General features: G+C 67.6%; 22 protein-coding genes. 9 read left to right on the top strand and 13 right to left on the bottom strand.

Annotation, left to right across the window (positions count from 1 at the left end; genetic code table 11):
- Window positions 1-7: 7 nt before the first annotated feature.
- The gene (locus AC6HZP_RS00330) at window positions 8-2,026 is read right to left on the bottom strand and encodes a thioredoxin domain-containing protein (protein ID WP_497524960.1); all 2,019 of its coding nucleotides are present in this window, start codon (window positions 2,024-2,026) and stop codon (window positions 8-10) included.
- Window positions 2,027-2,168: 142 nt separating this feature from the next.
- Here AC6HZP_RS00330 and mnmE point away from each other — a divergent pair, with 142 nt between their 5' ends.
- From mnmE to AC6HZP_RS00305, 5 genes are all read left to right on the top strand, one after another.
- Complete coding sequence (gene mnmE, locus AC6HZP_RS00325) at window positions 2,169-3,494, top strand: tRNA uridine-5-carboxymethylaminomethyl(34) synthesis GTPase MnmE (protein ID WP_497524959.1); 1,326 nt, start codon at window positions 2,169-2,171, stop codon at window positions 3,492-3,494.
- 94 nt (window positions 3,495-3,588) lie between these two features.
- Window positions 3,589-5,469 (top strand): tRNA uridine-5-carboxymethylaminomethyl(34) synthesis enzyme MnmG, encoded by a 1,881-nt coding sequence (gene mnmG / locus AC6HZP_RS00320; RefSeq protein WP_497524958.1) that lies wholly within the window; start codon window positions 3,589-3,591, stop codon window positions 5,467-5,469.
- Complete coding sequence (gene rsmG / locus AC6HZP_RS00315; protein WP_497524957.1) at window positions 5,466-6,101, top strand: 16S rRNA (guanine(527)-N(7))-methyltransferase RsmG; 636 nt, start codon at window positions 5,466-5,468, stop codon at window positions 6,099-6,101. Before mnmG ends, rsmG begins: the two co-directional genes overlap by 4 nt.
- 25 nt (window positions 6,102-6,126) lie before the next feature.
- Window positions 6,127-6,975 carry a ParA family protein gene (locus tag AC6HZP_RS00310; RefSeq protein WP_201401531.1) on the top strand — a complete coding sequence of 283 codons (849 nt, stop codon included), beginning with the start codon at window positions 6,127-6,129 and terminating at the stop codon, window positions 6,973-6,975.
- 37 nt (window positions 6,976-7,012) lie between these two features.
- Window positions 7,013-7,900 (top strand): ParB/RepB/Spo0J family partition protein, encoded by an 888-nt coding sequence (locus AC6HZP_RS00305; protein ID WP_497524956.1) that lies wholly within the window; start codon window positions 7,013-7,015, stop codon window positions 7,898-7,900.
- Window positions 7,901-8,009: 109 nt separating this feature from the next.
- On the opposite strand, the gene AC6HZP_RS00300 is transcribed toward AC6HZP_RS00305, so the two are convergent.
- Complete coding sequence (locus tag AC6HZP_RS00300) at window positions 8,010-8,651, bottom strand: HD domain-containing protein (protein WP_497524955.1); 642 nt, start codon at window positions 8,649-8,651, stop codon at window positions 8,010-8,012.
- 117 nt (window positions 8,652-8,768) lie between these two features.
- On the opposite strand from AC6HZP_RS00300, the gene AC6HZP_RS00295 reads away from it, so the two are divergent.
- Window positions 8,769-9,746, top strand: a complete 978-nt coding sequence (locus AC6HZP_RS00295) for a GlxA family transcriptional regulator (RefSeq protein WP_497524954.1) — start codon at window positions 8,769-8,771, stop codon at window positions 9,744-9,746.
- A gap of 24 nt (window positions 9,747-9,770) precedes the next feature.
- Here AC6HZP_RS00295 and holA read toward each other — a convergent pair whose 3' ends face one another.
- The 3 genes from holA to leuS all read right to left on the bottom strand — a co-directional run bounded on the left by holA (window position 9,771) and on the right by leuS (window position 14,081).
- A complete protein-coding gene (holA, locus tag AC6HZP_RS00290) occupies window positions 9,771-10,766 on the bottom strand; it encodes a DNA polymerase III subunit delta (RefSeq protein ID WP_497524953.1) in 996 nt (331 codons plus the stop codon).
- A gap of 140 nt (window positions 10,767-10,906) precedes the next feature.
- Window positions 10,907-11,461, bottom strand: coding sequence for an LPS assembly lipoprotein LptE (gene lptE / locus AC6HZP_RS00285; protein ID WP_201401526.1), 555 nt, complete (start codon window positions 11,459-11,461; stop codon window positions 10,907-10,909).
- On the bottom strand, window positions 11,448-14,081 hold the full coding sequence (gene leuS / locus AC6HZP_RS00280) for a leucine--tRNA ligase (protein ID WP_497524952.1): 2,634 nt from the start codon (window positions 14,079-14,081) through the stop codon (window positions 11,448-11,450). Before leuS ends, lptE begins: the two co-directional genes overlap by 14 nt.
- 200 nt (window positions 14,082-14,281) lie before the next feature.
- Between leuS and AC6HZP_RS00275 the strand changes: the two genes are divergently transcribed.
- Window positions 14,282-15,010 (top strand): YggS family pyridoxal phosphate-dependent enzyme, encoded by a 729-nt coding sequence (locus AC6HZP_RS00275; RefSeq protein WP_497524951.1) that lies wholly within the window; start codon window positions 14,282-14,284, stop codon window positions 15,008-15,010.
- Between the two features lie 253 nt (window positions 15,011-15,263).
- Here the strand turns inward: AC6HZP_RS00275 and AC6HZP_RS00270 are convergent, their stop codons facing one another.
- Window positions 15,264-15,794, bottom strand: a complete 531-nt coding sequence (locus tag AC6HZP_RS00270) for a L,D-transpeptidase family protein (RefSeq protein ID WP_497524950.1) — start codon at window positions 15,792-15,794, stop codon at window positions 15,264-15,266.
- Between the two features lie 132 nt (window positions 15,795-15,926).
- Here AC6HZP_RS00270 and AC6HZP_RS00265 point away from each other — a divergent pair, with 132 nt between their 5' ends.
- Together AC6HZP_RS00265 and AC6HZP_RS00260 are read left to right on the top strand one after the other, a co-directional pair.
- Window positions 15,927-16,610: a response regulator transcription factor gene (locus AC6HZP_RS00265; RefSeq protein WP_018182190.1), complete on the top strand. Its 684-nt coding sequence runs from the start codon at window positions 15,927-15,929 to the stop codon at window positions 16,608-16,610.
- A gap of 52 nt (window positions 16,611-16,662) precedes the next feature.
- A complete protein-coding gene (locus AC6HZP_RS00260; RefSeq protein WP_497524949.1) occupies window positions 16,663-17,124 on the top strand; it encodes a cyclic nucleotide-binding domain-containing protein in 462 nt (153 codons plus the stop codon).
- Between the two features lie 189 nt (window positions 17,125-17,313).
- Here the strand turns inward: AC6HZP_RS00260 and AC6HZP_RS00255 are convergent, their stop codons facing one another.
- From AC6HZP_RS00255 to AC6HZP_RS00225, 7 genes are all read right to left on the bottom strand, one after another.
- Complete coding sequence (locus tag AC6HZP_RS00255; protein WP_497524948.1) at window positions 17,314-18,105, bottom strand: SDR family NAD(P)-dependent oxidoreductase; 792 nt, start codon at window positions 18,103-18,105, stop codon at window positions 17,314-17,316.
- A gap of 84 nt (window positions 18,106-18,189) precedes the next feature.
- A complete protein-coding gene (locus tag AC6HZP_RS00250) occupies window positions 18,190-18,759 on the bottom strand; it encodes an SRPBCC family protein (RefSeq protein ID WP_497524947.1) in 570 nt (189 codons plus the stop codon).
- Complete coding sequence (locus AC6HZP_RS00245; RefSeq protein ID WP_497524946.1) at window positions 18,756-19,163, bottom strand: ArsR/SmtB family transcription factor; 408 nt, start codon at window positions 19,161-19,163, stop codon at window positions 18,756-18,758. The genes AC6HZP_RS00250 and AC6HZP_RS00245 overlap by 4 nt, the downstream gene beginning before the upstream one ends.
- Window positions 19,164-20,034: 871 nt before the next feature.
- Window positions 20,035-20,838 (bottom strand): exodeoxyribonuclease III, encoded by an 804-nt coding sequence (gene xth, locus AC6HZP_RS00240; protein ID WP_201401519.1) that lies wholly within the window; start codon window positions 20,836-20,838, stop codon window positions 20,035-20,037.
- Between the two features lie 380 nt (window positions 20,839-21,218).
- Window positions 21,219-21,893, bottom strand: a complete 675-nt coding sequence (locus AC6HZP_RS00235) for a LolA family protein (protein ID WP_497524945.1) — start codon at window positions 21,891-21,893, stop codon at window positions 21,219-21,221.
- Between the two features lie 84 nt (window positions 21,894-21,977).
- Window positions 21,978-24,548: an FtsK/SpoIIIE family DNA translocase gene (locus AC6HZP_RS00230; protein ID WP_497524944.1), complete on the bottom strand. Its 2,571-nt coding sequence runs from the start codon at window positions 24,546-24,548 to the stop codon at window positions 21,978-21,980.
- A gap of 24 nt (window positions 24,549-24,572) precedes the next feature.
- Window positions 24,573-25,757, bottom strand: a complete 1,185-nt coding sequence (locus AC6HZP_RS00225) for an aminotransferase class I/II-fold pyridoxal phosphate-dependent enzyme (protein ID WP_497524943.1) — start codon at window positions 25,755-25,757, stop codon at window positions 24,573-24,575.
- Window positions 25,758-25,793 lie beyond the last annotated feature (36 nt).

Raw genomic sequence — 25,793 nt, 5'->3', positions numbered from 1 at the left:
CGTTTCGTTAGCCATGCGGGTGAAGTTCGGCGGCGAGCGCCTCGGCGCCGGAGAGCGGCAGCGAACAGGCGCCCTCCCGGCAGACATAGGCGGTCGCCCTGCCGTCGATTGCGCGCTTGCCATGGGCGGGATGCGCGGCCGGCAGCGCGGCGCCATCCGCCCGGATGTCGAGCACCAGGTTCGGGCTCCAGTTCTCCAGCACCGCCTGCCGGAGCTCTGCTCCGCTTTCGCCCGGCGGGGTCAGGATCACCACCGAACGGACCGTCAGGCGGAGATCGAGGCCGGAGAGCAGGCTCGCCGTGCCGAAGACGTTTTCCGCAATCGCGCCAGCCGAGGCCGCGAGGATCGCGTCGGCGCGGTCTCGGAATCTATCGTCGCCTGTCAACGACCAGAGCCGGACGAGACTGTCGACGGCGAGGCCGTGCGGGTTGGGCGAGGCGTCGTCGATGCGGTCTGCCTTGCGGACGATCAGCGGCTCGGCGTCATCAGCGGTGAAGTGCAGATTGCCCTGGCCGTCGCCATGGTGCGTTTCGAGCAGATCCAGCACGCGGGTCGCTTCGTCGAGATAGTTTGTCTTCTGCGTCGCCTGATGCAGGGCGACGGCGGCGCGGGCGAGCGATGCGAGATCGGAGGAGAAGCCTGGAAAGACGCCTTGGCCATTGCGGAGCGCATGGCCGGGGCGTCCGTCGCGGGAAACCGATTCGGATATGAAACGATAGGCTGATTCCGCCAGCGCCACCCAGTCGGGCCGATCGAGCAGCCAGCCGGCGGTGGCGAGGCCGGTGATCGCATAGCCGTTCCAGTCGACCAGGATCTTGTCGTCGAGGCCGGGCCGGACGCGGCCGGCGCGCTCTTCCAGCATGCGAGCGAGCAGCGCATCGGCGCGTTGCTGGTCGGCGTCGGCGAGCGGGGCAGGGGTCCGCAATCGATTCGGGATCGAAACGCCTTCCCAGTTGCCGCCCTCGTGGATGTCGTAGGTCGCGGCGAGGAAATCAGCGTCATCGGCATCGAGGAAGCGATCGAGCTCGTCGCGCCGCCAGACATAGAAGCGCCCCTCATGCCCCTCGGAATCCGCGTCGAGGCTGGCGGCCAAGGCGCCGCCGGGCAATAGCATCTCGCGAACGAGCCAGCCGATCGTCGTCTCGATGCGGCTTCGATACGTCGAACGGTTCGGGCTCTGGACGGTCGCCAGCGCCAGTTGTTCCAGCAGCAGGCCGTTGTCGGACAGCATTTTTTCGAAATGCGGCACCAGCCAGTCGGCGTCGGTCGAGTAGCGGGCGAAGCCGCCGCCGACATGATCGAAGATGCCGCCGTTGGACAGCCCGGTCAGCGTCGCGTCGGCCGCGCGGGCATACTCGGGAATGCCGGTGCGGTTGGCGCTGCGGGCGAGAAAGTCGATCACCGTCACGTTGGGAAATTTCGGCGCGCCGCGCGTGCCGCCGCGCTCGAGATCCATGATCGAGAGAATAGAGCGCGCCGCCTGGTTGAGCAGGTTCGGGCCGAGGGTCGGGCCTCCGGAGGCGGGGCGCGGCTGGATATGGGCGGCGATCCGATCGGCCTGCGCCAGGATCTCGGCGCGGTCGCCGCGATAGAAGCCGTCGATCTGCGTCAGCACGTCGACGAAGGCCGGCCGGCCATAGCGCGACACCTTCGGGAAATAGGTGCCGCCCCAGATCGGCTTGCCGTCCGGCGTCAGGAACATGGTGAGCGGCCAGCCGCCCTGCTCGCCGATCGCGTGCAGCGCCGCCATATAGATCTGGTCGATGTCGGGCCGCTCCTCGCGATCGACCTTGATGTTGACGAAGAGACGGTTCATCACCGCGGCGGTCGCGGCGTCCTCGAACGATTCATGCGCCATCACGTGGCACCAGTGGCAGGCGGCATAGCCGATCGAGAGCAGGATCGGACGGTCGAGATCCCTCGCCTCCTGGAGCGCGGCGGCGTTCCAGCCGCGCCAGTGCACGGGATTGTCCTGGTGCTGAAGCAGATAGGGGCTGGTCTCGAAGCGCAGCAGGTTTTCGGACATCGGAGCTTTCGCGGTTGGTTTGCGTCGCGGACGGCCCGAAGCCTAGACCTGTCGGATCGGCGCGGCTAGGCAAGAGGCCGACCAAGAAGTCGAGCAAGCGGCCGATCCAGCGGCGACGGTTCCGGAAGGCAGGCAAGGGCATATGACATTGCATCGCGACGACACGATCTTCGCGCTTTCGAGCGGCGCGGCTCCCTCCGGCGTTGCCGTCATCCGGCTCTCGGGCAAAGGCGTTCGATTCGGCCTCGAAACGTTGATCGGCGCGGTCCCGCCGGCGCGTCTGGCGAGCCTTCGGACGCTGCGCGCGCCGGAGAATGGAGAGATCCTCGATCGCGGCCTGGCGCTGTTCTTCCCCGGCCCGGCCAGCTTCACCGGCGAGGATGTCGCCGAATTGCAGGTGCATGGCGGCCGGGCCGTCATCGCCGGCATCCTGAAGACACTCGCGGCGCTGCCGGGCTTTCGCGCGGCGGAGGCCGGCGAGTTCACGCGTCGCGCCTTCGAGAATGGCCGCGCCGACCTGACCGAGATCGAGGGGTTGGCGGATCTGATCGCAGCCGAGACCGAGATGCAGCGGCGTCTCGCCATCCGCCAGGCCGATGGCGGCCTGCGCAAGCTCTATGAAGACTGGCGCCATCGCCTGATCCGCGCGCGCGCCCTGGTCGAGGCCGGTCTCGACTTCGTCGACGAAGAGGACGTGCCGGATGACGTCATGGCGCCGGCTTGGGGCGAAGCCGCCGGCGTGGCCAAAGAAATGGCGGCGCATCTCGACGACCAGCATTTTGGCGAGCGGGTCCGCGATGGCTTCGAGGTCGTGCTGCTCGGGCCGCCGAATGTCGGCAAGTCGAGCTTGATGAATGCGCTCGTGCGCCGCGAGGCGGCGATCGTCACCGCCGAGCCGGGCACGACGCGCGACCTGATCGAGGTGGCGCTCGACATTGACGGTCATGCCGTGACGCTGATCGATACGGCCGGGCTGCGCGAGACGGAGAGCGTCGTCGAGCGCGAGGGCATCGCCCGCGCCAGGCGCCGCGCCGACACCGCCGATCTGGTGCTGGCGCTTTCCGATCAGGACTCCTTTGCCGAAACGATTCCCGATGGCGCGCCGGTTCTGCGGGTGCGCACCAAGCTCGATCTGCTCGATTCGGACTCGAAACGAGTCGATGGGGCCGATGTTGTCGTGTCGGCCCGGAGCGGGCAGGGGTTGGATGCGTTGGTCCGTGCGATCGGCACGGCGCTTCGTCTGGCGCGGCCGATGCCGACGGCGCTGATCACGCGGACACGGCAGCGCGACGGCATCAGCCGCTCGCTCGGCTATCTCAACGAGCTGGAACGGGCCGGCGATCATGCCGTCGAGGTGAAGGCGGAACTCTTGCGCAGCGCCGCCGATGCGCTCGGTCGCGTCACCGGCAAGGTCGATGTCGAGGACCTGCTCGACGTGATCTTTTCCGAATTCTGCATCGGCAAATAGACGCGGATTCCGCTTCTGTTCCACGTGAAACAGTTTTGCCTTTGACGCGGTTCGGTCGAGCGATTAGGACAGCCCGATCAAAGGGATCCAAATCATGACCAGCGCAGCAGTCGCGAGCTTCGACGTCGTCGTCATCGGCGGCGGCCATGCCGGCACCGAGGCGGCCGCCGCCTCGGCGCGGCTCGGCGCCCGCACCGCCCTCGTCACCCACCAGGCCGCGACCATCGGCATCATGTCGTGCAATCCGGCGATCGGCGGGTTGGGCAAGGGCCATCTGGTGCGCGAGATCGATGCGCTCGACGGCCTGATGGGTCGGGTGGCGGATGCCGGCGGCATCCAGTTCCGCATGCTGAACCGGCGCAAGGGACCGGCCGTGCGCGGTCCGCGCGCCCAGGCCGATCGCAAGCTCTATCGCGAGGCGATGCAGGCGGAGATCGCCGCGACCCCCAATCTCACCGTCGTCGAAGGCGAGGCGGATGACTTGACCGTCGTCGACGGCCGCATCGCCGGTGTCGTGCTCGCTGACGGCCGCGCCATCCGCTGTGGCGCCGTGGTGATCACCACCGGCACCTTCTTGCGCGGCCTGATCCATATCGGTGAGACCAAGATCCCGGCGGGCCGGGTCGGCGAGAAGCCGGCAATCGGCCTTTCGGCTGCCCTGGCGCGTCACGATTTCAACCTGGCGCGACTGAAGACCGGCACACCGGCGCGCCTCGACGGTCGCACCATCAATTTCGATATCCTCGAGCGCCAGCCGGGCGATGATGAGCCGGAGCCGTTCTCGACGCTGACGGCGCGGATTGACCGGCAGCAGGTCGATTGCTTCATCACCCGTACGACCGAGGCGACGCACGACGTTATCCGCGCCAACTTGCATCGGTCGCCGATGTATTCCGGCCAGATCGAAAGCCGCGGCCCGCGCTATTGCCCGAGCATCGAGGACAAGATCGTCCGCTTCGCCGAGCGCGACTCGCACCAGATCTTCCTGGAGCCGGAAGGGCTCGACGATCCGACCATCTATCCGAACGGCATTTCGACCTCGCTGCCGGAGGATGTGCAGAAGGCGCTGATCTGGACCATCCCCGGTCTTGAGAACGCCGTCATTCTGCGGCCCGGCTACGCGATCGAATATGACCATGTCGATCCGCGCGAGCTGACCGCGTCGCTGGAGACCAAGAAGGTCGAGGGCCTGTTCCTCGCCGGCCAGATCAACGGCACGACCGGCTATGAAGAGGCCGGGGCGCAGGGCGTCGTCGCCGGCATCAATGCGGCGCGTCGCGCCGGCGGCCAGGATGGCGTCGCCTTCAGCCGGGCGGAAAGCTATATCGGCGTGATGATCGATGACCTCATCAATCGCGGCGTCACAGAGCCCTATCGCATGTTCACCTCGCGGGCCGAATACCGGCTGTCGCTGCGCGCCGACAATGCCGATCAGCGCCTGACGCCGTTCGGCCTCGCGGTCGGCGTGGTCGGCGATCGTCGTCGCGACGCCTTCGCCGCCAAGCTCGGTCAGCTCGAGGCGGCGCGCGCCGCCTTTGCTTCGCACACGATGACGCCGAACGAGGCAGTCAAGGTTGGCCTTGGCGTCAACCAGGACGGTGTGCGCCGCTCGGCCTTCGATCTCCTGGCCTATCCGGATATCGACGGGGCGCGGCTGGTGCAGGTCTGGCCCGAGCTCGGCGCCTTCGCGCCGGCGATCCTCGATCAGATCGAGGCCGACGCCAAATATGCCGTCTATTTGAATCGGCAGCAGAACGATATCGAATCGGTCAAGCGCGACGAGGCGGTCGCGCTGGGCGATGACATTGACTATCGCGCCATCGAGGGGCTGTCGAACGAGCTGCGCCAGCGGCTGATGCTGGTGCGTCCCGCCACGCTCGGCCAGGCCGGGCGCATCGAAGGCATGACGCCGGCGGCGCTGGCGCTGCTCCTGACCACGGCGCGTCGCCGCCCGCAAATCCGGACTGTTGCATGACCGATACGATCGCGGCCGTCGAGGCCATTCTCCCCGTTTCACGTGAAACAGGCGAGCAGCTGGAGCGCTATGTCGCGCTGCTGCGCAAGTGGCAGCCGGCCCAGAACCTCGTCTCGCCGAACACGCTGAACCAGATCTGGCTGCGCCACGTCGCCGATTGCGCCCAGCTCGTCGCGCTGTTTCCGGACACGCGGCGCTGGCTCGATCTCGGCAGCGGCGCCGGCCTGCCCGGCATGATCACCGCCATCCTGCTGGCCGGGCAGGAGGGCGCCGTCGTCCATTGCGTCGAGGCCAATCAGCGCAAATGCGCCTTCCTGCGCACGGTGATTCGCGAGACCGGCGCAGCCGCGGTCGTGCATGAAGGGCGGATCGAATCGGTTCTGAAACAATGGAACGAGCCGGTCGAGCGCATCAGCGCCCGCGCGCTGGCCTCGCTCAAGGACCTGCTCGATCTCTCGGCGCCGGTTCTGGCGACGGGCAGCATAGGAACCTTTCACAAAGGTGAAGATTTCGAGGGGGAACTGGCCGAGGCCTCTAAATCTTGGAGCCTCGATCTGGTAAGACACAAGAGCATGATCGACGAGCGAAGCTCGATCGTCGAGATCTGCCGCGCAGAGCGCCGGTCCAGCTAACCGCGCTCAACCGAAGAGGCCGCTGATGTCCCAAGCCGATCCGTTTTCGCCGCCGTCCCTGCTGCCGCCCCAGCCGCGCGTCATCGCGCTGGCCAACCAGAAGGGCGGCGTCGGCAAGACGACGACGGCGATCAACCTCGGCACCGCGCTGGCCGCGATCGGCGAGGAAGTGCTGATCGTCGATCTCGACCCGCAGGGCAACGCCTCGACCGGGCTCGGCATCGATCGCAAGAGCCGGCTGCGCTCGACCTATGACGTTTTGGTCGGCGAATCCTCGCTGGCCGAGATCGTGATGGAGACGGCGGTGCCGCGGTTGTCGGTGGCGCCGTCGACCATGGACCTGCTCGGCGTCGAGCTGGAAATCGCCGGCCGCTCGGACCGCGCCTTCAAGCTGCGGCGGGCGATCGCCAGCCACATGCAGCGTCCGGAATCGATTCGGGGTCGAAACTACAGCTATGTGCTGGTCGACTGTCCGCCCTCGCTCAACCTCTTGACGATCAACGCGCTGTCGGCGGCGCATTCGATCCTGGTGCCGCTGCAGTGCGAATTCTTCGCGCTCGAGGGATTGAGCCAGCTGCTCCAGACGGTCGACCAGGTGAAGCATGCGCTGAACCCGGAACTGTCGATCCACGGCATCGTGCTGACCATGTTCGACAGCCGCAACAATCTCGCCAGCCAGGTGGTGGCCGACGTGCGGGCGCATATGGGCGACGCCGTCTACGACACGGTGATCCCGCGCAATGTCCGCATCTCGGAGGCGCCGTCGCACGGCAAGCCGGTGCTGCTCTACGATTTCAAGAGCACCGGCAGCCAGGCCTATCTGCGGCTCGCCTCGGAAATCATTCAGCGCGAGAAGCGCCTGCGCGCCGCCTGACGGGCGCGACATATTCGGGTTTTGAGGAGTGGACGCCATGAGCATGGAAGACGGATCGCGCCGGCGCCTTGGACGGGGGCTTGCCGCCCTGATCGGTGATGTCGGCGCCGCCCAGGACACGGTGGCGAGCGACCCGCGCAGCCGCAATTCGCGCCGCGTGCCGGTCGAGTTCCTGCGGCCGAACCCGCGCAACCCGCGCAAGGCGTTCGAGGAGGAGGATCTTGCCGATCTCACCGCCTCGGTGCGCGAGAAGGGGATCATGCAGCCGATCCTCGTCCGCCCGGTGCCGGGCGGCCCGGCCGACGCCTACGAGATCATCGCCGGCGAGCGGCGCTGGCGGGCGGCGCAGCGCGCCAGCCTGCACGACGTGCCGATCATCATCCACGACGTCAACGACAAGGAAGCGCTCGAGCTCGCCATCATCGAGAACGTCCAGCGCGCCGACCTGAACGCGCTGGAGGAAGCGCTGGGTTACCAGCAGCTGATCGACGAGTTCGACTATAGCCAGACGGCGCTCGCCGACGTCATCGGCAAGAGCCGGCCGCATGTCGCCAACACGCTGCGGCTTTTGAAGCTGCCGCCGGCGGTGCAGACCTATCTGCGCGACGGCAAGCTGACGGCAGGCCACGCCCGCGCGCTCGTTACCGTCGACAATCCGGAAGCGGTGGCGCAGCGGATCGTCGACATGGGGCTGACGGTGCGCGACGCCGAGGCGCTGACCCAGAACGAGCCGAAGAAGGCGCAGCGCGCCGCCAGCAAGGCCGAGAAGGATGCCGACACGCGGGCGCTGGAAAAGCTGCTCGGCGACAGCCTCGGCCTGATGGTGACGATCGATCACAAGTCGAACGGCAGTGGCGAGCTGAAGATCCGCTACAAGTCGCTGGAACAGCTCGACGAGATCTGCCGCCTGCTGAAGCGCGAGTAGTTCTTTTTGGGGAACGCCCGCCGCCTCTAACGGCGAGCGGAAGCGCGAAACACAGACGCCGACCGTTGGCCCCAGGGCATGCGGTCGGCGTTTTGATTTGGGGTCAGACTCAGCCTGGCCAGGCGGAGCTGCGGATCACGCTGCAGAAATTGCCGCGCTGGAAGGCCGGGTCCTTGTCGGCGAGGACGTCCGCCTTGACGTTGCCGAAGGTCGTCTGCGGCTTGTGGCGGATGCCGTCATAGAAGGCCTGGATGATTTCCTCCTTGAACGGGCCGGGCCGCGGATGGGCAGCGACGACCGCCTCGCGCTCGGCGTCGGTGTAATCGGCATAAGTGAGGCCCAGCACGTCCATCTCGACGCCGGCGGTGACCATGGCGACGACCGGGTGCATGTGCTGGGGAATCCCGGGCGTCGTGTGCAGCGCGATCGCCGTCCAGACGGTGTCGATGTCGCTTTCGGCGATGCGATGCGAGCGCAGGAAGTCGCGCGCCGCGTTGGCGCCGTCGACCTCGAAGCGCTCGCAGGCGCTGCTGTGCTGGTGGGTCAGGCCCATGTCATGGAACATGCAGCCGCAATAGAGCAGCTCCGGATCGACCTTCAGCCCTTGCTTCCGCGCCGCCAGCGCCCCCCAGTAGAAGACGCGGCTCGAGTGATGGAAGAGTAGCGGCGATTCCGTATCGCGCACCAACTCGGTGATCTCGCGGGCGAGCTGGCTGTCGGGAATGCCTACCCCGTCGATGGTCAAGGTCATCCAATTTCTCCTGCGGTTGGGACTGGCCTGGAGGGTAGGCTTCGTGCAAACTCGTCTGCAATTGACGGATCACGGCGTTTTCTGCCAAATCCGGCCTGAGACGGACGCGGGTGCGAAATGGACAAGGCGGAGCCGACCACGAAGACGATTGCGATCCTGGCGATGCCGGGCGTCCAGCTGCTCGACGTCGCCGGCCCGCTCGATGTGTTCGCCGAGGCGAACAGCCAGGCGGGCGAGGCGGTCTACCGGCTGGTCGTCCTTGCCGGCGAGCTCGGGCCGGTGAGAAGCTCGTCCGGCGCGCAATTGCTGCCGGACCATGTCATCGGCGCGGATTTCGCAGCGCCGATCGATACGCTGCTCGTCGCCGGCGCGCCGAGCGCGCATGTCGTCGAGCCCGCGGCAGAGGTCGTGGCCTGGCTCAAGGATGTGGCGCCGTCGACGCGCCGCTACGGCTCGGTCTGCGCCGGCGCGTTCCTGCTCGCCGCGACCGGGCTTCTCGACGGCCGCCGGGTGACGACGCATTGGGGCGTTGCACGCAAGCTCGCGGAGGCCTATCCGGCCGTCACGGTCGACGAGGACGCGATCCATATCCGCGACGGCCGCCTGCGCACGGCGGCGGGCGTCACCGCCGGCATGGATCTGGCGCTGGCGCTCGTCGAGGAGGACCTCGGCCGCGAGATCGCCATGCGCGTCGCGGCGCAGCTGGTGATGTTCTTCAAGCGTCCCGGCGGGCAGATGCAGTTCAGCCGCAAGGACGAGGCGGTGCCGGCCGGGCGCTCCGCCCTGCAGGAGCTGCAGCGCTGGGTCGCCGCCAATCCGGCGCTCGACCATACGGTGGCGAGCCTCGCGGAACGGCTGCATCTGAGCCCCCGCCATTTCGCCAGGCTGTTCCGCGCCGAGGTCGGCATCACGCCGGCGAGCTGGGTCGAGGCCGCGCGCGTCGCCGCGGCGCGGCGTCTGCTCGAAATGGGCCATGACGCGCCGAAGCAGGTCGCCGCCCAATGCGGCTTCGCCGATGCCGATACGCTGCGCCGCGCGTTCGGACGCCATGTCGGCGTGACGCCGGCCGAATACCGCAAACGCTTTCGCGGCTAATGAATCGCGGAGAGCCCGGGATTCCTAGCGCCGGGCCCGCGCCAGCATGGTGACAGCGAGCAGGGCCTGGCCGATTACTTCGTCGGCTATGTTTGCCTTGAGTCGACTATCGAAGATCGCCCCGTCGAGGCGCTCCAGCGCCATCAGCAGGCGATCGGCGGTCCAGATCCGCAATTGCTGCTCCAGCTTGCCCTTGCGCTGGAAGAAGATACCGCCGGCATAGCGCTCGATCGCGGTCGATTGCGGCATGCCGTCCTCGGCCGCCGCCTTGATCCGGTGCAGCAGATGGAAATGGCGGAGCGCCGCGTTGGCGACGACGAAGGCCGCCGTGCCGGAGCCGAGGATGCGCCGGAACGCCTTGTCGAGCCCGGCGGCGTCGCCGAGCGCTGCCGCGTCCACGGCCTCGTCGGTTGCCGACGCGCCGGCATCGCCGACGACGGCGCGCACGGCGTCGATGTCGATCGCGCCGGTGCCGAGCGCATAAAGGCAGAGCTTGGCGACCTCGGAGCGGCTCGCCAGCCGGTCGGCGCCGAGCAGGCTGCGCAGCAGCGCCCGCGCATCCGGCTCGATCGAGAGCTTCGCTTCCTGGAGTTCGGAATCGATCAGGCGGTCGAGCGCCGCGTCATTGTCGGCGTAGCAGGCGATCGCCGCCGCGCCGCGCGCGTTCTCGCAGATTTTGCGGAGACCGACGCCCTTCTTGATGTCGCCCGCCTCGAGCACGATCCAGGCATCCTGCGGCGGCGCCGCCAGCACCGCCTCGACGGCGGCCTGGATCGGCCGGTTGCCGGAAACCTTGACCCAGATGGCGCGCGTGCCGCCGAAGAGGGCGATTGTGTTGGCCTCGTCGGCCAGCCGGCCGGGATCACTGGCGATCTCGGAGGAATCGAGCCGGACGAGCGCGAACGGATCGTCGTTCTTGCCGAGGATGGTCTTGGCGAAGCCGGCGGCGCGCTCGGAGATGAGGCCGGTGTCGCTGCCGTGAATCAGCACGACGCGGATGGCGGGATCCGGCCGGCTCAAGAATCGGTCGGCATCCTGGGGCTTGATCTGGACCATCGTGTCCGGTCGGCCTCAAACGTTTCGGGCGAAGCGGTGGCCGCTTCGCCCTGGGAAAACGCAGTCAAACGAGCCTGGCCGCCGGCGCCGAGCGCCGGGGCGACCTAGCTGGTCTTGCGGGTTGCCAGCGCCGCCGAGAGACGGAGCTGGATGTCGTCGGCGACCGCCTGGGCGGCGCGATCCTCGGCATCGATCCGGGCCCGCTGGTTGGCGAAGGCCTGGTTCGAACGGTCATAGGAGGCGACGCCGCGGTTGAGCGAGCGCAGGATGACCTTGCCGCTGCTGATTTCCTTCAGCTCGTAGGCGACGGTGACGGTGACCGAATAGGCCGGCGCCGTCTCGTCGCGCTCGAAGCCGAGGCGGGCCTCGGCCGACGTGACCCGCATGGAGAGCTCATAGCGGGTCGGCGCGGCCTTGCCGCCGCCGGTGAAGCCGTAGATCAGGTTGTTGCGCACTTCCTGCGCGACGCGGTCGCTGACGTCTTCGACCGAGATGGCGGAAAGATCGGCGGCGACCTGCGGTCCCTGGGCGATCGGCATGTAGACCGGCTGCACCGTGCAGGCCGAGGCGAGCATGCCGAGGCCGACGGCGACGAGGCCGGCGCGCGCCAGCCGCCCGGCGGCCGAGGCCGGAACCCGGCCGTAATCAGACGACGACATTGACGATCCTCTTCGGCACGATGACGATCTTGCGGGGGGCACGGCCTTCCAACGCCTTGACGACGCCGTCGAGGGCCAGGGTGGCGGACTCGATTTCACTTTCCGACGCGGTGGCGGAGATTGTCAATTCCGCCCGCTTCTTGCCGTTGATCTGGATCGGCAGCACCAGTTCGTCTTCGGCGAGCAGGGCCGGATCGACGACCGGCCAGGCGGCTTCGGCGGCGAGCCCGTCATGGCCGAGCAGCCCCCAGATCTCTTCCGCCAGATGCGGGATCATCGGGCCGATGGCGGCGACGAGGAACTCCGCCGCTTCACGCAGCGCGAAGGCGACGTCGGCAGCGGGCTTGTCGCCGCTGGTCTCGCCGTTTTTGCGGGCGGCCGAGATGGCGTCGCCGAAGACGTTGGCGAAGCCGTGGATGCGGGCGACGGCGACGTTGAAGCGCAGGCGCTCGATGTCTTCCTCGACCGAGGCCGCCAGCTTGTGGCTGGCGCGACGCAGCGCGGTCGCCTCCGGACCGAACGCGTCGGGCTTCGGCGCGTCTTTCTCCGAGAGCTCGATCGCCTCACCGACCAGGCGCCAGAGGCGCTGGGTGAAGCGCCAGGCGCCCTCGATGCCGGCTTCCGTCCATTCGCTGTCGCGCTCGGGCGGCGTGTCGGAGAGCATGAACCAGCGGGCGCAGTCGACGCCGTAGGTCTCGGCCACCACTTCCGGCGGCACGACGTTCTTCTTCGACTTCGACATCTTCTCCGGCGGGCCGACGGTCACCGGCTCATCGGTGCCGACCTTGACCGAGGTGCCGTCGGCGCGCTTCTCGACCTCTTCCGGGAACAGCCACTTGCCGTTCTGGTCCTTGTAGGTCTCGTGCACGATCATGCCCTGGGTGAACAGGCCCGCGAAGGGCTCCGTCACCGAGACACGGCCGGTGCGCTCGAGCGCGCGGGTGAAGAAGCGCGAATAGAGCAGGTGCAGGATCGCGTGCTCGATGCCGCCGATATACTGATCGACCGGCAGCCAGTGATCGGCCGCGTCCTTGGAGAGCGGCGCCTCGCCGGGCTGGCTGGCGAAGCGGGCGAAATACCAGGACGAGTCGACGAACGTGTCCATCGTGTCGGTCTCGCGCGTCGCGGCCTCGCCGCAATGCGGACACTTCACGTGCTTCCAGGTCGGATGCCGGTCGAGCGGGTTGCCGGGCTTGTCGAAGGTGACGTCCTCCGGCAGGCGGACCGGCAGGTCTTCCTTCGGCACGGCGACCGGGCCGCAGCTCGGGCAATGGATGATCGGGATCGGGCAGCCCCAGTAGCGCTGGCGCGAGATGCCCCAGTCGCGCAGGCGGAAATTCACCTGGCGCTTCGCCTGCGGCGCATTGCCGAGGATCTGGCCCTCGAGCCGGAGCGCCACGGCCTCCTTCGCCTCGGGGATGGTCATGCCGTTCATGAAGTCGGAATGGAACAGCGTGCCGTCATCGGTATAGGCCGTGTCGCCGACTTCGAAGGTCAGCGAATCCGCGCCTTCCGGCAGCACGACCGCCTTGACCGGCAGGCCGTATTTGCGGGCGAAGTCGAGATCGCGCTGATCATGCGCCGGGCAGCCGAAGACGGCGCCGGTGCCGTAATCCATCAGGATGAAGTTGGCGACATAGACCGGCAGGTACCAGCCCGGCACCAGCGGGTGCTTGGCGCGGATGCCGGTGTCGAAGCCCTTCTTCTCCTGCGTCTCGATCGCCTCGGCCGAGGTGCCGGTGCGGCCGCATTCGACGATGAACTCGGCCAGCGCCGGGTTGGTCTCGGCGAGCTTGGCGGCCAGCGGATGGTTGGCGGCGATGGCGACGAAGGAGGCGCCGTAGAGCGTGTCCGGACGAGTGGTGTAGACCTCGATCTCGCTCTCGCCCTGCGGCGCCGAGATGGCGTCGAGGCCGAAGCGGACCATCAGGCCTTCCGAGCGGCCGATCCAGTTGCGCTGCATCAGCCGGACCTTGTCCGGCCAGCGGTCGAGCTCGTCCAGCGCGCCAAGGAGCTCCTCGGCGAAATCGGTGATCTTGAAGAACCACTGCGACAGCTTGCGCCGCTCGACCAGCGCGCCCGAGCGCCAGCCGCGCCCGTCGATCACCTGCTCATTGGCGAGCACGGTGTTGTCGATCGGGTCCCAGTTGACCTCGCTCTCCTTGCGATAGACCAGGCCGGCGGCGTGCAGATCGGTGAAGATGCGCTGCTGCTCGGCATAATAGGAGGGATCGCAGGTGGCGATCTCGCGGCTCCAGTCGAGCGAGAGGCCGAGCAGCTTCAGCTGCGCCTTCATCGTCTCGATGTTCTCGTAGGTCCAGATCTTCGGATGGCTGTTGCGCTCGATGGCGGCGTTCTCGGCCGGCAGGCCGAACGCGTCCCAGCCCATCGGATGCAGGACGTTGAAGCCCTTCATGCGCTTGAAGCGCGCCACCACGTCGCCCATCACATAGTTGCGGCCGTGGCCGATATGGATGCGCCCCGACGGATAGGGGAACATTTCCAGCACGTAGTATTTCGGACGCGGGTCGTCGTTCTTCGTCTCGAAAATGCCCTGTTCGGCCCAGGCACGCTGCCAGCGCGGTTCGGCGTCACGAGGGTTGTAGCGTTCTATGGCCATGGTCCGTCGTCGAAAAAGAGAGGGAAAGGGCGGCTTCACGCCACCAGAGCAGGGTGCGACCTTCACCAGAAACGCACCGCCCGGTCAACCGCTAACGCTGCCGCAGCGGCGAGAGGCGCGCCCGGCGGCGGTCCGCCGCTCGGTTGAGCGACGCCCCGACGCATGCTAGGCCGCAGCACCTCTAGGATACGGAGCGCGCCATGCCTGATCTGAAGCCCGACGACGTCCAGTCGCGCCTCGCCGCCGTTCTCGAACGCATCCGCGCCAAGGAGGCCGCGAGCGGCCGGCCGGATAGTTCGGTCGAGCTGATTGCCGTGTCGAAGACCTTCGGGGTCGACGAGATCCGTCCCGTCATCGCCGCCGGCCAGCGCCGCTTCGGCGAGAACCGCGTGCAGGAAGCGCAGGCGAAATGGCCGTTGCTGCGCGCCGAGACGGCCGATATCGAGCTGCATCTGATTGGGCCGCTGCAGTCGAACAAGGCGAAGGAGGCGGTCGCGCTGTTCGACGCCATCCACACCGTCGATCGCGACAAGATCGCCGGGGCGTTGGCGGCCGAGATCCAGAAGCAGGGCCGGACGCCAAAGCTGTTCGTGCAGGTGAACACCGGGCTGGAGCCGCAGAAGGCGGGGATTGCGCCGCGCGAGGCGGCCGAATTCGTCGAGCGCTGCCGCGCGGTGCACGGCCTCGTCATCGGCGGGCTGATGTGCATTCCGCCGGCCGGCGAGGCGGCCGGGCCGCATTTCGCCCTGCTCGCCAAGCTCGCAGCCGAGATCGGCGTCAAGAACCTTTCGATGGGCATGAGCGGCGATTTCGAGACGGCGATCGCCTTCGGCGCCACCCACGTCCGCGTCGGCGGCGCCATCTTCGGCTCCCGCCCGCCGATCATCTCCGCCGTCGCTCCGGACGAGCCGGGCGAACAGGCCGGGTGAGGCGCCGAAGGCGAAGGTTCTCGTCTTTGGCCCGATCCCGTTGCGGAACGAGCATGGCGCCAGCCTGCGCAACACGCTCGCCGTCATCCCGGGCTTGACCCGGGATCCATCCAGCCGGGTTGGCTGGGGTCTCGGCGCGAGAATCCCGAGGGCGCGGATGCATGGATCCCTGCTTTCGCAGGGATGACGGCGAGGGTGGGACGCCTTCCTTCACCTCTCCTGAGGGGAGAGGTGAAGGGAAGTCGCGCAGTCCCTACCGCACCTCAATCGCCGCGCCGGGCCTTAGCCGCCGCAAAATCTTCAGCATGTCCGGGTAGCTGACGGCGACGCAGCCTTCCGTCGGCGTGTAGCCGGGGCGGGCCAAGTGGAAGAAGATGGCGCTGCCGCCGTTCTGGCGGCGCGGCATGAGATTCCAGTCGAGGATGACGACAATGTCGTAGACGGCGTCGTCGCGCCACATCGTCTCGGTGCTGGCGGGATAGGGCAGGGTGACGGGGCGGTTGTAGTTGCGGTCGCCCTTGCCGTCGCACCAGCCGTCGCGCGGCCGTGTTTGGCGGAGCGGCAGCGCCGTCCTCGGGCGCTGGATCCGATCGGGCCGGTAGCGCACTTCGAGGAGCGCATAGCGTCCGGCGGGCGTGCCGCCGTCACCCTCGCGCTTGGCGTGCGTCACGCCGGAGCGGCCGAGCGCGCAGGGAACCCTGAGATTGCCGAGGCGGAGTACGCCACGGGTGCGGCAGCCGGGGCGGGGCTGGACGAGCAGGGTCTGTCGGTTGTGCCGGCGCATAAGACTTTCGGGGGAAGCGTGGCGCTTGCTTGCGCGGTGCCACAATTGAGGGCTACACCTTAGCCGATCGAATTGGAAGAATGCTTCGGTTCCGGCCTACGAAAGCCGAAGAAAACGTCAGGGGCAAGCGCCATGGCTGCACGGCGAATTCTGGTCGTCGACGACGACGACCTGCTGCGCGAAAGTCTTGTCGAGCAATTGTCGCTTTATGAAGAGTTCGAGCTGCTCGACGAGCCGACGGCCACCAAGGGTGTCCAGCGGGCGCGCGGCGAGCCGACCGACCTCTTGATCATGGATGTGACGCTGCCCGACATGGATGGCCGCGAGGCGGTGAAACTGCTCCGCAAGGGCGGCTTCAAGGCGCCGATCATCATGCTGACGGGGCATGATTCCGAATCCGACACCATTCTCGGCCTCGAGGCCGGCGCCAACGACTATGTGACGAAGCCGTTCCGCTTCGCCGTCCTGCTCGCCCGCATCCGCGCGCAATTGCGCCAGTTCGAGCAGAGCGAGGATGCCACCTTCTCGATCGGCCGCTACACCTTCCGCCCCAGCGCCAAGCTGCTGCTCGACGAGCGCGGCCAGAAGATCCGGCTGACGGAGAAGGAAACGTCGATCCTGAAGTTCCTCTATCGCGCCGGCGAAAAGGTGGTCGGCCGCGATGTGTTGCTGCACGAAGTCTGGGGATATAATTCTGGCGTCACGACGCACACGCTCGAAACGCATATCTACCGGTTGCGGCAGAAGATCGAGCGCGAGCCCTCGATCGCGGAACTGCTCGTGACGGAAGCCGGCGGCTACAAGCTGGTTCCATGAAACACAGGCCGGCCATGCGGCTTCGATCGCGGCTCGGGGCAGGAATATCGGCGTGACGCTGGAACAGGATATCGCAAGGCTTTCGACCGTTCCGCTGTTCGCGGAACTGGCGACGGACCATTTGCGGCTCATCGCCTTCAGCGCGACCCGGCTGGAGCTGCCGGCCGGGCGGGTGCTGTTCCGCGCCGACAGCAAGGCGTTGTCGGGCTTCGTCGTGATGTCGGGCGAGATCGAACTGTCGCGCGGCGGCGAGGATCGCGTCGTGCTCGGCGTCTATGGCCCGGGCACGCTTATCGGCGAGACGGCCCTGTTCATCGAGACGCGCCGCCCCGCCACGGCGACGGCGTTGGGCGACGCGCTGGTGGTCGAGATCGACCGCACGCTGATGCGGCGCATCCTGACCGAATATCCCGAAGTCGCCCAGCGCATGCACACGATGATCGCCGACCGGCTGATGGAAACCGTCGGCGATCTCGGCCGGCTCGAGGGCCGGTTCGACGCGGGGCAGTCGTAGACCCGCGTTGCCCTTCACCTCTCCCTGAGGGAGAGGTCGGAGCGAAGCTCCGGGTGAGGGTTTAGGGAACCCTACGGTGAGGCCGTAAACCCTCACCCGCCGCACTGGGTGCGTCGACCTCTCCCTCAGGGAGAGGTGAAAGGAGAGTGTCCCCGCACTACGGCCTAGACACTTAGGACCCGCTCCGGCTCAGTCGAGCAGCGAGCCGCAGGTCAAGTTTGCCAGCGCGCCGGTCATGGCGCCGGCGCGGTCCGAGGCGACGAAGGCGGCATAGTCGGCGATCTGCTCCAGCCTCGGCAGGCGGCCGAGCTGCGTATCCCGGGCATGCACCTCAAGCCACGCTTCCGTCGTCGTGCCGATGCCGCGCGTCATGCCGTCGAACAGCTCGCGCGTGTAGGAAAGCGGCACGGCGTCGGGAATGGCGTCGGAGCGCAGGCAGATGACGCGGACGCCGAACTGGCCGAGTTCGACCGCGAGCAGCCGCGAAAACGTCTCGACCGCGCTGCAGGCGATGCCGTGCGCGAGGAAGCCCGGATGCGTCACCCGCGATCCCGGCGCCGTCATCGTCAGGATGACGCCGCCGCGCTCTTGCATGTGGCGGGCAACCGCCCGCGCGGTCAAAAAATTGGTGCGCGTATTGCCGCCGATCGTGTGCTCGAATTCGTCCAGGCTGACCTCGGCCAGCGGCAGGCCCTGCCGGTGCACGACGCTCACCGCGTTGAAGGCGATGTCGATGCCGCCGGCGCGTTCGGCGACCCGGTCGGCATGCGCGTCGACCGACGCCTCGTCCTGCGCGTCGACGATGTCGACGGTGGCGCGACCGCCCTCGGCGCAGATGTCGGCGGCGACCGTTTCGAGCCGCTCGCGGGTGCGGCCGGCGAGGAAGATCTCGGCGCCCTCGCGGGCGAAGGTGCGGGCGGTGGCCCCGCCGATGGCGCCGCCACCGCCATAGATTACGGCAATCTTGTTTTTGAGCAGCATGACAGCCTCCCTGGCTGAATCAGAGGGATGTGAAGTCCGTATGCGAGGAAGATGCGGGTCCGGGGGGCGGGGCCCCCCGAGGCGCTACCAGGGCGGAATGCGCTGGTCGTAGATCGCGTCGAGCCGCGTCATGGTGCGCCAGAAGCTCTGCGGCGTCTCGCCGGCGAGATGGGCTTCCAGAATGCCGAGATGGGTCTGCCACCCGGCCGAAACGCTGACCAGGGCCGCGCGCGAGGGCAGGCGGGTATGGGTCAGGCGCAGCAGCACCTTGTCGCCGCGGGGCTCCAGTTCGACGCGCACGTCGGATTCAAGGTCCGGTCCGTGTTGCCAGCGGAAGCCGAAGAGGCGCGGCGGTTCGCAGACCGTCACATGGCCGATGATCCGGCCCTCATTGCCGTGTTCGGCATATTTGGGCGGCGGCAGGTCGCCTGCGTCGGAGAGATCGCCGTTGCGGATCAGGATGCCGACACGGCCGCCGGTGCGCGGTTCGATCTCGCCGGCGCCGAACCAGGTGCGGCGCTTGTCCGGATCGATCCAGTAGTTCCACAGGCGTTCGATCGGCCCGGGCAGCAGGCGTTCGATGCGCACAGCATCCTTCGCGATGAGCTCGCTGAGCAAGGTTTCGCCGGATGGTGTCTGATCAAGCATGGTCATGACTGGACTCCTTGTTTGCCGTCCCGTTTCGGGTTCGGATCGGCCCCCGTCTCGCGTTCCGCGTCTCCCCGTTTCGCATCCTCGGCGACGAGCAGGTCTTCGAGCCTGTCGAGGCTCTGCTGCCAGACCTTCTCGTAATGGCGCATCCACTCCATGCCGGCATGTATCGGCGCGGCGTCGAGCCGGCACACATGGGTGCGGCCGCTGACGGTGCGGGCGATCAACCCGGCGCGCTCCAGTACTTTGATGTGCTTGGAGGCGGCGGCAAGGGTGATCGAGAACGGCGCGGCGAGCTCGCTCACCGTCTGTTCCGATTGCGACAGCCGCGCCACCATCGCCCGCCGGGTCGGATCGGCCAGGGCATGGAACACGTCGTCGAGAAGGGGTGCGCTATAGTCAACCATGTAGTTGAATATAGCACTCGAGACGCAATAGTCAACCGGTTGGTTGAATGATTTGGCGGCTGTCGAAGGACCGCGGCTCAGCTCCCCAGGCTTCGGCGGCGATGGATCCCTGCTTTCGCAGGGATGACGGCGAGGGTGGGGAGGCGCCGGCGTTCCATCCGGCGCCGTCGTTTCGGCTCGTCCTCACGGATGATAAGTTTCGCTCGTACCAGCTTGCGCCGTTGAGCGACGGACGGCCGACACACACTCCGCCGTCACGCCGAGGGCGGGGAGGCGAGGCAGTTCAATCCGGCGGCGCTTTTCAGGTCATCCTGACGGACGGGCGCCTCGCGCCGGTTCGCGCTGTTGAGCCACGGACGGCCGGCACACACTCCACCGTCATCCCTGCGAAAGCAGGGATCCATGCCGAGCGCACGCTCGACTTTCGCAAGGTTTGGCTGGAGCGATCCCGGGCTTCGCGGCGTCCGGGATGACGGAGAGTGCTTCACCTCTCCCATGGGGAGAGGTCGACGGCCGAAGGCCGGCGGGTGAGGGGTTCAGGCCTCACCCGAGAATTCCCAACCCCTCACCCGGAGCTTCGCTCCGACCTCTCCCCATGGGAGAGGTGAAGGGCCGTGCGGATTGAGAGCTTGAGCCAAAACGGCAAGGAACAGCCTCGCCGTCATCCCCGCGAAGGCGGGGATCCATGCAGCCGCGATCTTGGCAGAGTCCGTGGGCTCTTCCTGATGCTTCGGCTGAGTGGATCCTGGGCTTCGCTGCGCCCGGGATGACGGCGCTTGGAAGTCCCCTCCCCAAGACCGCCCGAAGGCGATCTTGACCCTCCCTCGAGGGGAGGGTTAAGGCGCGAGGAGGCAGGTCAAAAACCGGCGCCTCAGACCGCGATACGGGCGATGACGGGGACGTGGTCAGACGGCTTGTTCCAGCCGCGCGCCTCGCTGATCACCTCGATGCCCTGCAGGCGCGCCTTGAGCGGCGGCGTTACCCAGACATGGTCGAGGCGGCGGCCGCGATTGGAGGTCTCCCAGTCCTTGGCGCGGTAGCTCCACCAGGTGAAGAGCTTCTCGTCCTTCGGGATGAAGTGGCGCATGGCGTCGATCCAGCCGCCGGCCTCGCGCACTTCTTCCAGCAGTTCCGTCTCGACCGGCGTGTGGCTGACGACGTTCAGAAGCTGCTTGTGCGACCAGACGTCGTGCTCATAGGGGGCGATGTTGAGATCGCCGACGAGGATCGCAGGGCCGCTGGTCTCGGCGCCGGTCAGCCAGCTCTTCATCTCGTTCAGGAAGCCGAGCTTGTGCTCGAACTTGTCGTTGATCGCCGGATCCGGCTCGTCGCCGCCGGCGGGCACGTAGAAATTATGCAGCGTGATCGGCAGGTCGCGGTCGGTCAGCGCGACCTGGATGTGGCGCGCATCCTCCTTGCCGTAGAAGCCGCGCCGCTTCGTCTCGACGAAGGGCTTGCGCGAGACGGTGGCGACGCCGTGATAGCCCTTCTGGCCGTGCACGGCCTGGTGGACATAGCCGAGCTTGTTGAAGGCGCCGGCCGGGAAATTGTCCTCGATGCACTTGATCTCCTGCAGGCACAGGACGTCGGGCTGGTGCGCCTCGAGGAAGGACGTGACGAGATCGATCCGGAGGCGGACCGAATTGATGTTCCAGGTCGCGATGCTGATGGTCATGAAGGGGTTCCGGCGGCGAGAAGAGCGCCGGGTCGGCATAAGGGATCGCGCCGCCGATCGCCAAGCAAAATCGCTCTCGGCAAAATTGTGCTGGCCGGAATGCGGGCTCGCGGACAGGACCGGGGAGGGGCGGCGACAGCGCGTGGGCTTGGCCCACAAAAGGAAACGCCCAGCTCCGGGGGGGAAGCTGGGCGTTGCGCTTTACAGCGCCTTGCGCCCGTCAGAGACGCGGCGCTTCGCGGGACCATCTTCGGCGAGACGGGGGGCACTACCGATCGATGGAATGGCCCGCTGTTTCTAACATTTGGGGAGCCCGGCGGGGGATTCAAGGACCGGCGTGACAATCCGGCATCACCGCCGTTCACATCGGCGCGAGCCGATTATTTCAGGCTCTTGTTCGGCAGGTAGTAGTCGATCTTGAAGTGCTTGGGATCGGCGGGACGGCCGATCTCGACGTCATAGACGGCGACCGACGTGTCGAGCCCTTGCGCGTCGGTGACGACCCACTGGCGCAGCTCGTAGGTCTGCGTGTCGAAGATCAGCTTCAAACTGCCGCCGCCGAACGCGCTCTCCTGTTCCAGCACCAGCGAGATCAGATCGGGCTCCTCAATGATCTTGCGCACGATGTTGGACGAGGTCAGGTCGATCCTGTCGGCGAGCAGATAGCGCAGCGGCGTCCGCTTCAAGGGATAGAGATCCTGGGTGCGCAGCTTGTTGTCGCGGATAGCGACCTGGTTGCCGTCGCTGACGACGTCCATCCGCACCGGCGGGCTGTAGTTGAAGCGGATCTTGCCGGGGCGCGAGATGAAGAACACGCCTTCCGACTGCTCGCCATTCGGGCCGAACTGGATGAAGCGACCCTGCATGGTGCGGATCGAATTGAAATAGGCGTTGATCTTGCTGAGCGCCGCCTTCTGGTCGGCGTTGAACGCGGCGAACGCCTCGCCCGCCGTCAGCAGCGGAGCGGCGATCGCCGCCGTGGCGAGCCCGGCCGAGAGGGCCAGGAAGCGCCGCCGCGTCGTGCCGGTTTCCGTGTCGATCGTCACGATGGACATCCTTCGCGTCATGAGCCGGGCTGACCGGCGATTGCGTCCGTCATGCCCTGCGGCCTATTGCCGGTTGATGGCGATTTCGGGGCGTCAGTAGCGCCCGTCTTCGTTGTTCTCGACCAGGATTTCCCGCTTTCCGGCATGGTTGGCGGGGCCGACGAGGCCCTCCTGCTCCATCCGCTCGATCAGCGATGCCGCGCGGTTGTAGCCGATGGACAGCCGACGCTGAATATAACTGGTGGAGGCCTTGCGGTCCCGCAAGACCACGGCGACGGCCTTGTCGTAGAGGTCGTTCGATTCCTCGCCGCCGAGCACGGAAGCCGACGGATCGCCGCCGCCCTCGTCCTCGCCGTCATCCTCGGTGATGGCGTCGAGATAATCGGGCCGGCCCTGCAGCTTCAGATGGCCGACGATCTTCTCGACTTCCTCGTCGGAAACGAAGGGGCCGTGCACGCGCTGGATGCGGCCGCCGCCGGCCATATAGAGCATGTCGCCCTGGCCGAGCAGCTGCTCGGCGCCCTGCTCGCCCAGAATGGTGCGGCTGTCGATCTTCGAGGTGACCTGGAACGAGATGCGGGTCGGGAAGTTCGCTTTGATCGTGCCGGTGATGACGTCGACCGAGGGACGCTGCGTCGCCATGATGACGTGGATGCCGGCGGCGCGGGCCATCTGGGCGAGGCGCTGCACCGTGCCCTCGATATCCTTGCCGGCCACCATCATCAGATCCGCCATCTCGTCGATGATGACGACGATGTAGGGGATCGGCTCCAGCGGCAGGTCTTCCTGCTCGTAGATCGCCTCGCCGGTCTCCTTGTCGAAGCCGGTCTGGATCGTGCGGGTCAGGATCTCGCCGCGCGCCTTGGCCTGGCCGACGCGGGCATTGTAGCCGTCGATGTTGCGCACACCGACCTTCGACATCTTGCGATAGCGGTCCTCCATCTCGCGCACGGTCCATTTGAGCGCGACGACGGCCTTCTTCGGATCGGTGACGACGGGCGTCAAAAGATGCGGGATGCCGTCATAGATGGAGAGTTCCAGCATCTTCGGGTCGATCATGATCAGCCGGCACTCGGCCGGCGTCAGCCGGTAGAGCAGCGACAGGATCATGGTGTTGATGGCGACCGACTTGCCGGAGCCGGTGGTGCCGGCGACGAGGAGATGCGGCATGCGCGACAGGTCGACGACGACCGGCTCGCCGCCGATCGTCTTGCCGAGGCCGATCGGCAGGCGGGCCTTCGAATGCTCGAAATCCTCGGCCGCCAGCATCTCGCGCAGGAAGACCATCTCGCGGCGGGCGTTCGGCAGCTCGATGCCGATGGCGTTCTTGCCGGGGATGACGGCGACGCGGGCGGCGATCGCGCTCATCGAGCGGGCGATGTCGTCGGCGAGACCGATGACGCGCGACGACTTGATGCCGGGCGCCGGCTCCAGCTCGTAGAGCGTGACGACGGGGCCGGGGCGGACATGGATGATCTCGCCGCGAATGCCGAAATCGTCGAGCACGCCTTCGAGCACGCGGGCGTTCTGCTCCAGCGCCTCGGTGTTGATCTTCATGCGCGGATCGGCGGCGCGGGGCGGGGTCAGGAAGTCGAGCTGCGGCAGTTCGAACACGTCGTTCGCGCCGCGCGAGGGCTGCGCCTCGCGGGTCTGGCGCTTGCCGGGCTTGGCGCGGGCGGCGGGCGCGCGCGCCGGGGCCGGGCTCGGCGCCAGGTCGTAGTCGGCGTCGTCCTCGTTCGAGCCGTCGTCGAAATCGTCTTCCGGTTCCGCCACCCGGACGCGGCCGGGTGCCTTGGCAGCGCCCGCCAGGCGCGGCTCGACGCGGTCGCGCATCGGGCGATCGTCCGGGTCGGCCAAGGCGGCGCGGCGCTCCGCCGCCTCGCCCGACTTGCGGCCGAACAGGCGGGCGAGGCTCGCCTTGGCCGAATAGCCGAAATGCGCCAGCGCGCCGAGCGGCACGGTGAGGAAGCTCGAGCGCTCCTCTTCGCCGAGAAGGTCGTCGCCGTCGTCAAAGCGGTCCTCGGGGCGCTGCCGCTTCGGCGCCGAGCGCACCGGCTCGGGCGCCGCGGCGCGTTCCTCGGGCTCGCGGCCGAAGCGGATGAAGCCGGCCGAATGCAGGAAGAGCGCCAGGGCGGCGACGCCGAACAGGGCGCCTGAAATCATCGTGGCGGTGTTGTCGACGGGCGTGCCGACGACGAGGCCGGGCAGGCGGGCGATGATGTCGCCGATGACGCCGCCCATGCCGGTCGGCAGCGGCCATTTGGCCGTGACGGGCACGAGGGCGAGCACGGCGGCGGCGAGCGCGCTGGCGCCGATCCAGGAAAGCAGCATGGTCTTGCGGAACGGGCGGCCGCCGAACAGGCCGCGCCAGCCCCAGATCACCGCCGGCAGCAGCAGCATGGCGACGGCGAGGCCGAAGAACTGCATCAGCAGATCGGCGATGATCGCGCCCGGCAGGCCGAGCACGTTCACCGGCTCCTTGTCGACCGCGTAAGACAGGGACGGATCGTCGACCGCCCACGTCGCCAGGCTCGCCGCGATGGCGGCCGTGCCGGCAAGCAGCGCCAGCCCCGTCAGCAGCCTCAAATGGCGGCGGAGAAGCCTGCGGAGGCCGTCATCTTCCTCGGAAGGCAGCGGCAGCGAAACCGATCGTGTCGAACGCATTATCCGGTCATGTCCTTTGCGCTTCTAGCCGAGAACACGCGCCATGCGGGTGAGCGCTTCCTGGGTGGTGGCGAGATCCTGAACCATGGCGACGCGAATATAGGGCGTGCCGGGATTGGAGCCGTCGGGGCGTGGCAGCGCCAGATAGGCGCCGGGAATGGTGCGGACGCCGGCTTCCTGCCAGAGCCGCACCGCCGCGTCCTCGCCGTCGCCGACCTCGAGCCAGAGAAAGAAACCGCCCGCCGGCGTCTTCGGCCGGACGTTCGGACCGAGGATCGCGGCGGCGGCTTCGTATTTCGCGTTGTAGAGCGCCCGGTTCTCGGCGACGTGGCTCTCGTCCTCGTAGGCGGCGACCGCGACGGCCTGGATCGGCCCCGGCACCTGCGGCGCCGCGATGTTGCGGAAGCGCATCCATGTGGCCAGGAAATCCGGGTCGCCGGAGACGAAGCCGCAGCGCAGCCCCGGCAGGTTCGAGCGCTTGGAGAGCGAGTGGAAAGTCAGGACGCCGGCATAGCCGTCGCCGAGCCGGTCGGCCGCCTGCAGCACGCCGGGCGGCGGCGCGTCGCGGTAGATCTCGGAATAGCATTCGTCGGCGAAGACCATGAAGCCGAAGCGGCGCGCCGTCTCCAGGACCCGCGTCCAGTCGTCGAGCGTCGCGACGTCGCCCTGGGGCGCGGCCGGCGAGGCGATGTAGAGGGCGATGGTGCGCGAAAGCACGTCCTCGCAGATCCGGCCGAGATCGGGGATGGCGCGTCCGTCGGCGCCGTCGTCGAGCAGCACGATCTCGGCGCCGGCCACTTCCGCGCCGGCGGCATAGGCCTGGTAGAACGGATTGGGCAGCAGCACGACCGGCCGGTCGATCTCGGGCCGGCGCTGGCGGGCGGCAAGCGCTGCGAGCACCAGGCCCTCGCGCGAACCGTTCAGCGGCAGCACCATGCGCTCGGGGGCGATCGCGGTTCCGAGGGAATAGCGACGGTCGAGCCAGCGGGCGACGGTGCCGCGGAAGGCGTCGGTGCCGCGCATGGGCGGGTAGCGTCCGAACAGCGCGATGTTCTCCGCGATCACCGGCGCCACGAAGGCGGGCACGGGATGCTGCGGCTCGCCGATGGTCAGGTTGATCGGCGGGAGGCCAGGGGCCACGCCGGCCAGCCGCTCGTTCAGGCGGGCAAAGGGAGAGGTCGCTTGACGGGCGCTCGTCGGGCCGAGCATGACGCCGATCCTTGTTTTCGAAGACTGATAATTCGA

The organism is Kaistia sp. SLG-1 (genome assembly GCF_059699055.1).
The sequence above is the reverse complement of the archived record's forward strand: the minus strand, read 5'-3'. Positions and strand labels throughout refer to the sequence as shown.

Coding starts and splice junctions, on each gene's coding strand:
- AC6HZP_RS00330 (WP_497524960.1), bottom strand. CDS start 2,026: ATGTCCGAAAACCTGCTGCGCTTCGAGACCAGCCCCTATCTGCTTCAG.
- mnmE (WP_497524959.1), top strand. CDS start 2,169: ATGACATTGCATCGCGACGACACGATCTTCGCGCTTTCGAGCGGCGCG.
- mnmG (WP_497524958.1), top strand. CDS start 3,589: ATGACCAGCGCAGCAGTCGCGAGCTTCGACGTCGTCGTCATCGGCGGC.
- rsmG (WP_497524957.1), top strand. CDS start 5,466: ATGACCGATACGATCGCGGCCGTCGAGGCCATTCTCCCCGTTTCACGT.
- AC6HZP_RS00310 (WP_201401531.1), top strand. CDS start 6,127: ATGTCCCAAGCCGATCCGTTTTCGCCGCCGTCCCTGCTGCCGCCCCAG.
- AC6HZP_RS00305 (WP_497524956.1), top strand. CDS start 7,013: ATGAGCATGGAAGACGGATCGCGCCGGCGCCTTGGACGGGGGCTTGCC.
- AC6HZP_RS00300 (WP_497524955.1), bottom strand. CDS start 8,651: ATGACCTTGACCATCGACGGGGTAGGCATTCCCGACAGCCAGCTCGCC.
- AC6HZP_RS00295 (WP_497524954.1), top strand. CDS start 8,769: ATGGACAAGGCGGAGCCGACCACGAAGACGATTGCGATCCTGGCGATG.
- lptE (WP_201401526.1), bottom strand. CDS start 11,461: ATGTCGTCGTCTGATTACGGCCGGGTTCCGGCCTCGGCCGCCGGGCGG.
- leuS (WP_497524952.1), bottom strand. CDS start 14,081: ATGGCCATAGAACGCTACAACCCTCGTGACGCCGAACCGCGCTGGCAG.
- AC6HZP_RS00275 (WP_497524951.1), top strand. CDS start 14,282: ATGCCTGATCTGAAGCCCGACGACGTCCAGTCGCGCCTCGCCGCCGTT.
- AC6HZP_RS00270 (WP_497524950.1), bottom strand. CDS start 15,794: ATGCGCCGGCACAACCGACAGACCCTGCTCGTCCAGCCCCGCCCCGGC.
- AC6HZP_RS00265 (WP_018182190.1), top strand. CDS start 15,927: ATGGCTGCACGGCGAATTCTGGTCGTCGACGACGACGACCTGCTGCGC.
- AC6HZP_RS00255 (WP_497524948.1), bottom strand. CDS start 18,105: ATGCTGCTCAAAAACAAGATTGCCGTAATCTATGGCGGTGGCGGCGCC.
- AC6HZP_RS00250 (WP_497524947.1), bottom strand. CDS start 18,759: ATGACCATGCTTGATCAGACACCATCCGGCGAAACCTTGCTCAGCGAG.
- AC6HZP_RS00245 (WP_497524946.1), bottom strand. CDS start 19,163: ATGGTTGACTATAGCGCACCCCTTCTCGACGACGTGTTCCATGCCCTG.
- xth (WP_201401519.1), bottom strand. CDS start 20,838: ATGACCATCAGCATCGCGACCTGGAACATCAATTCGGTCCGCCTCCGG.
- AC6HZP_RS00235 (WP_497524945.1), bottom strand. CDS start 21,893: ATGTCCATCGTGACGATCGACACGGAAACCGGCACGACGCGGCGGCGC.
- AC6HZP_RS00230 (WP_497524944.1), bottom strand. CDS start 24,548: ATGCGTTCGACACGATCGGTTTCGCTGCCGCTGCCTTCCGAGGAAGAT.
- AC6HZP_RS00225 (WP_497524943.1), bottom strand. CDS start 25,757: ATGCTCGGCCCGACGAGCGCCCGTCAAGCGACCTCTCCCTTTGCCCGC.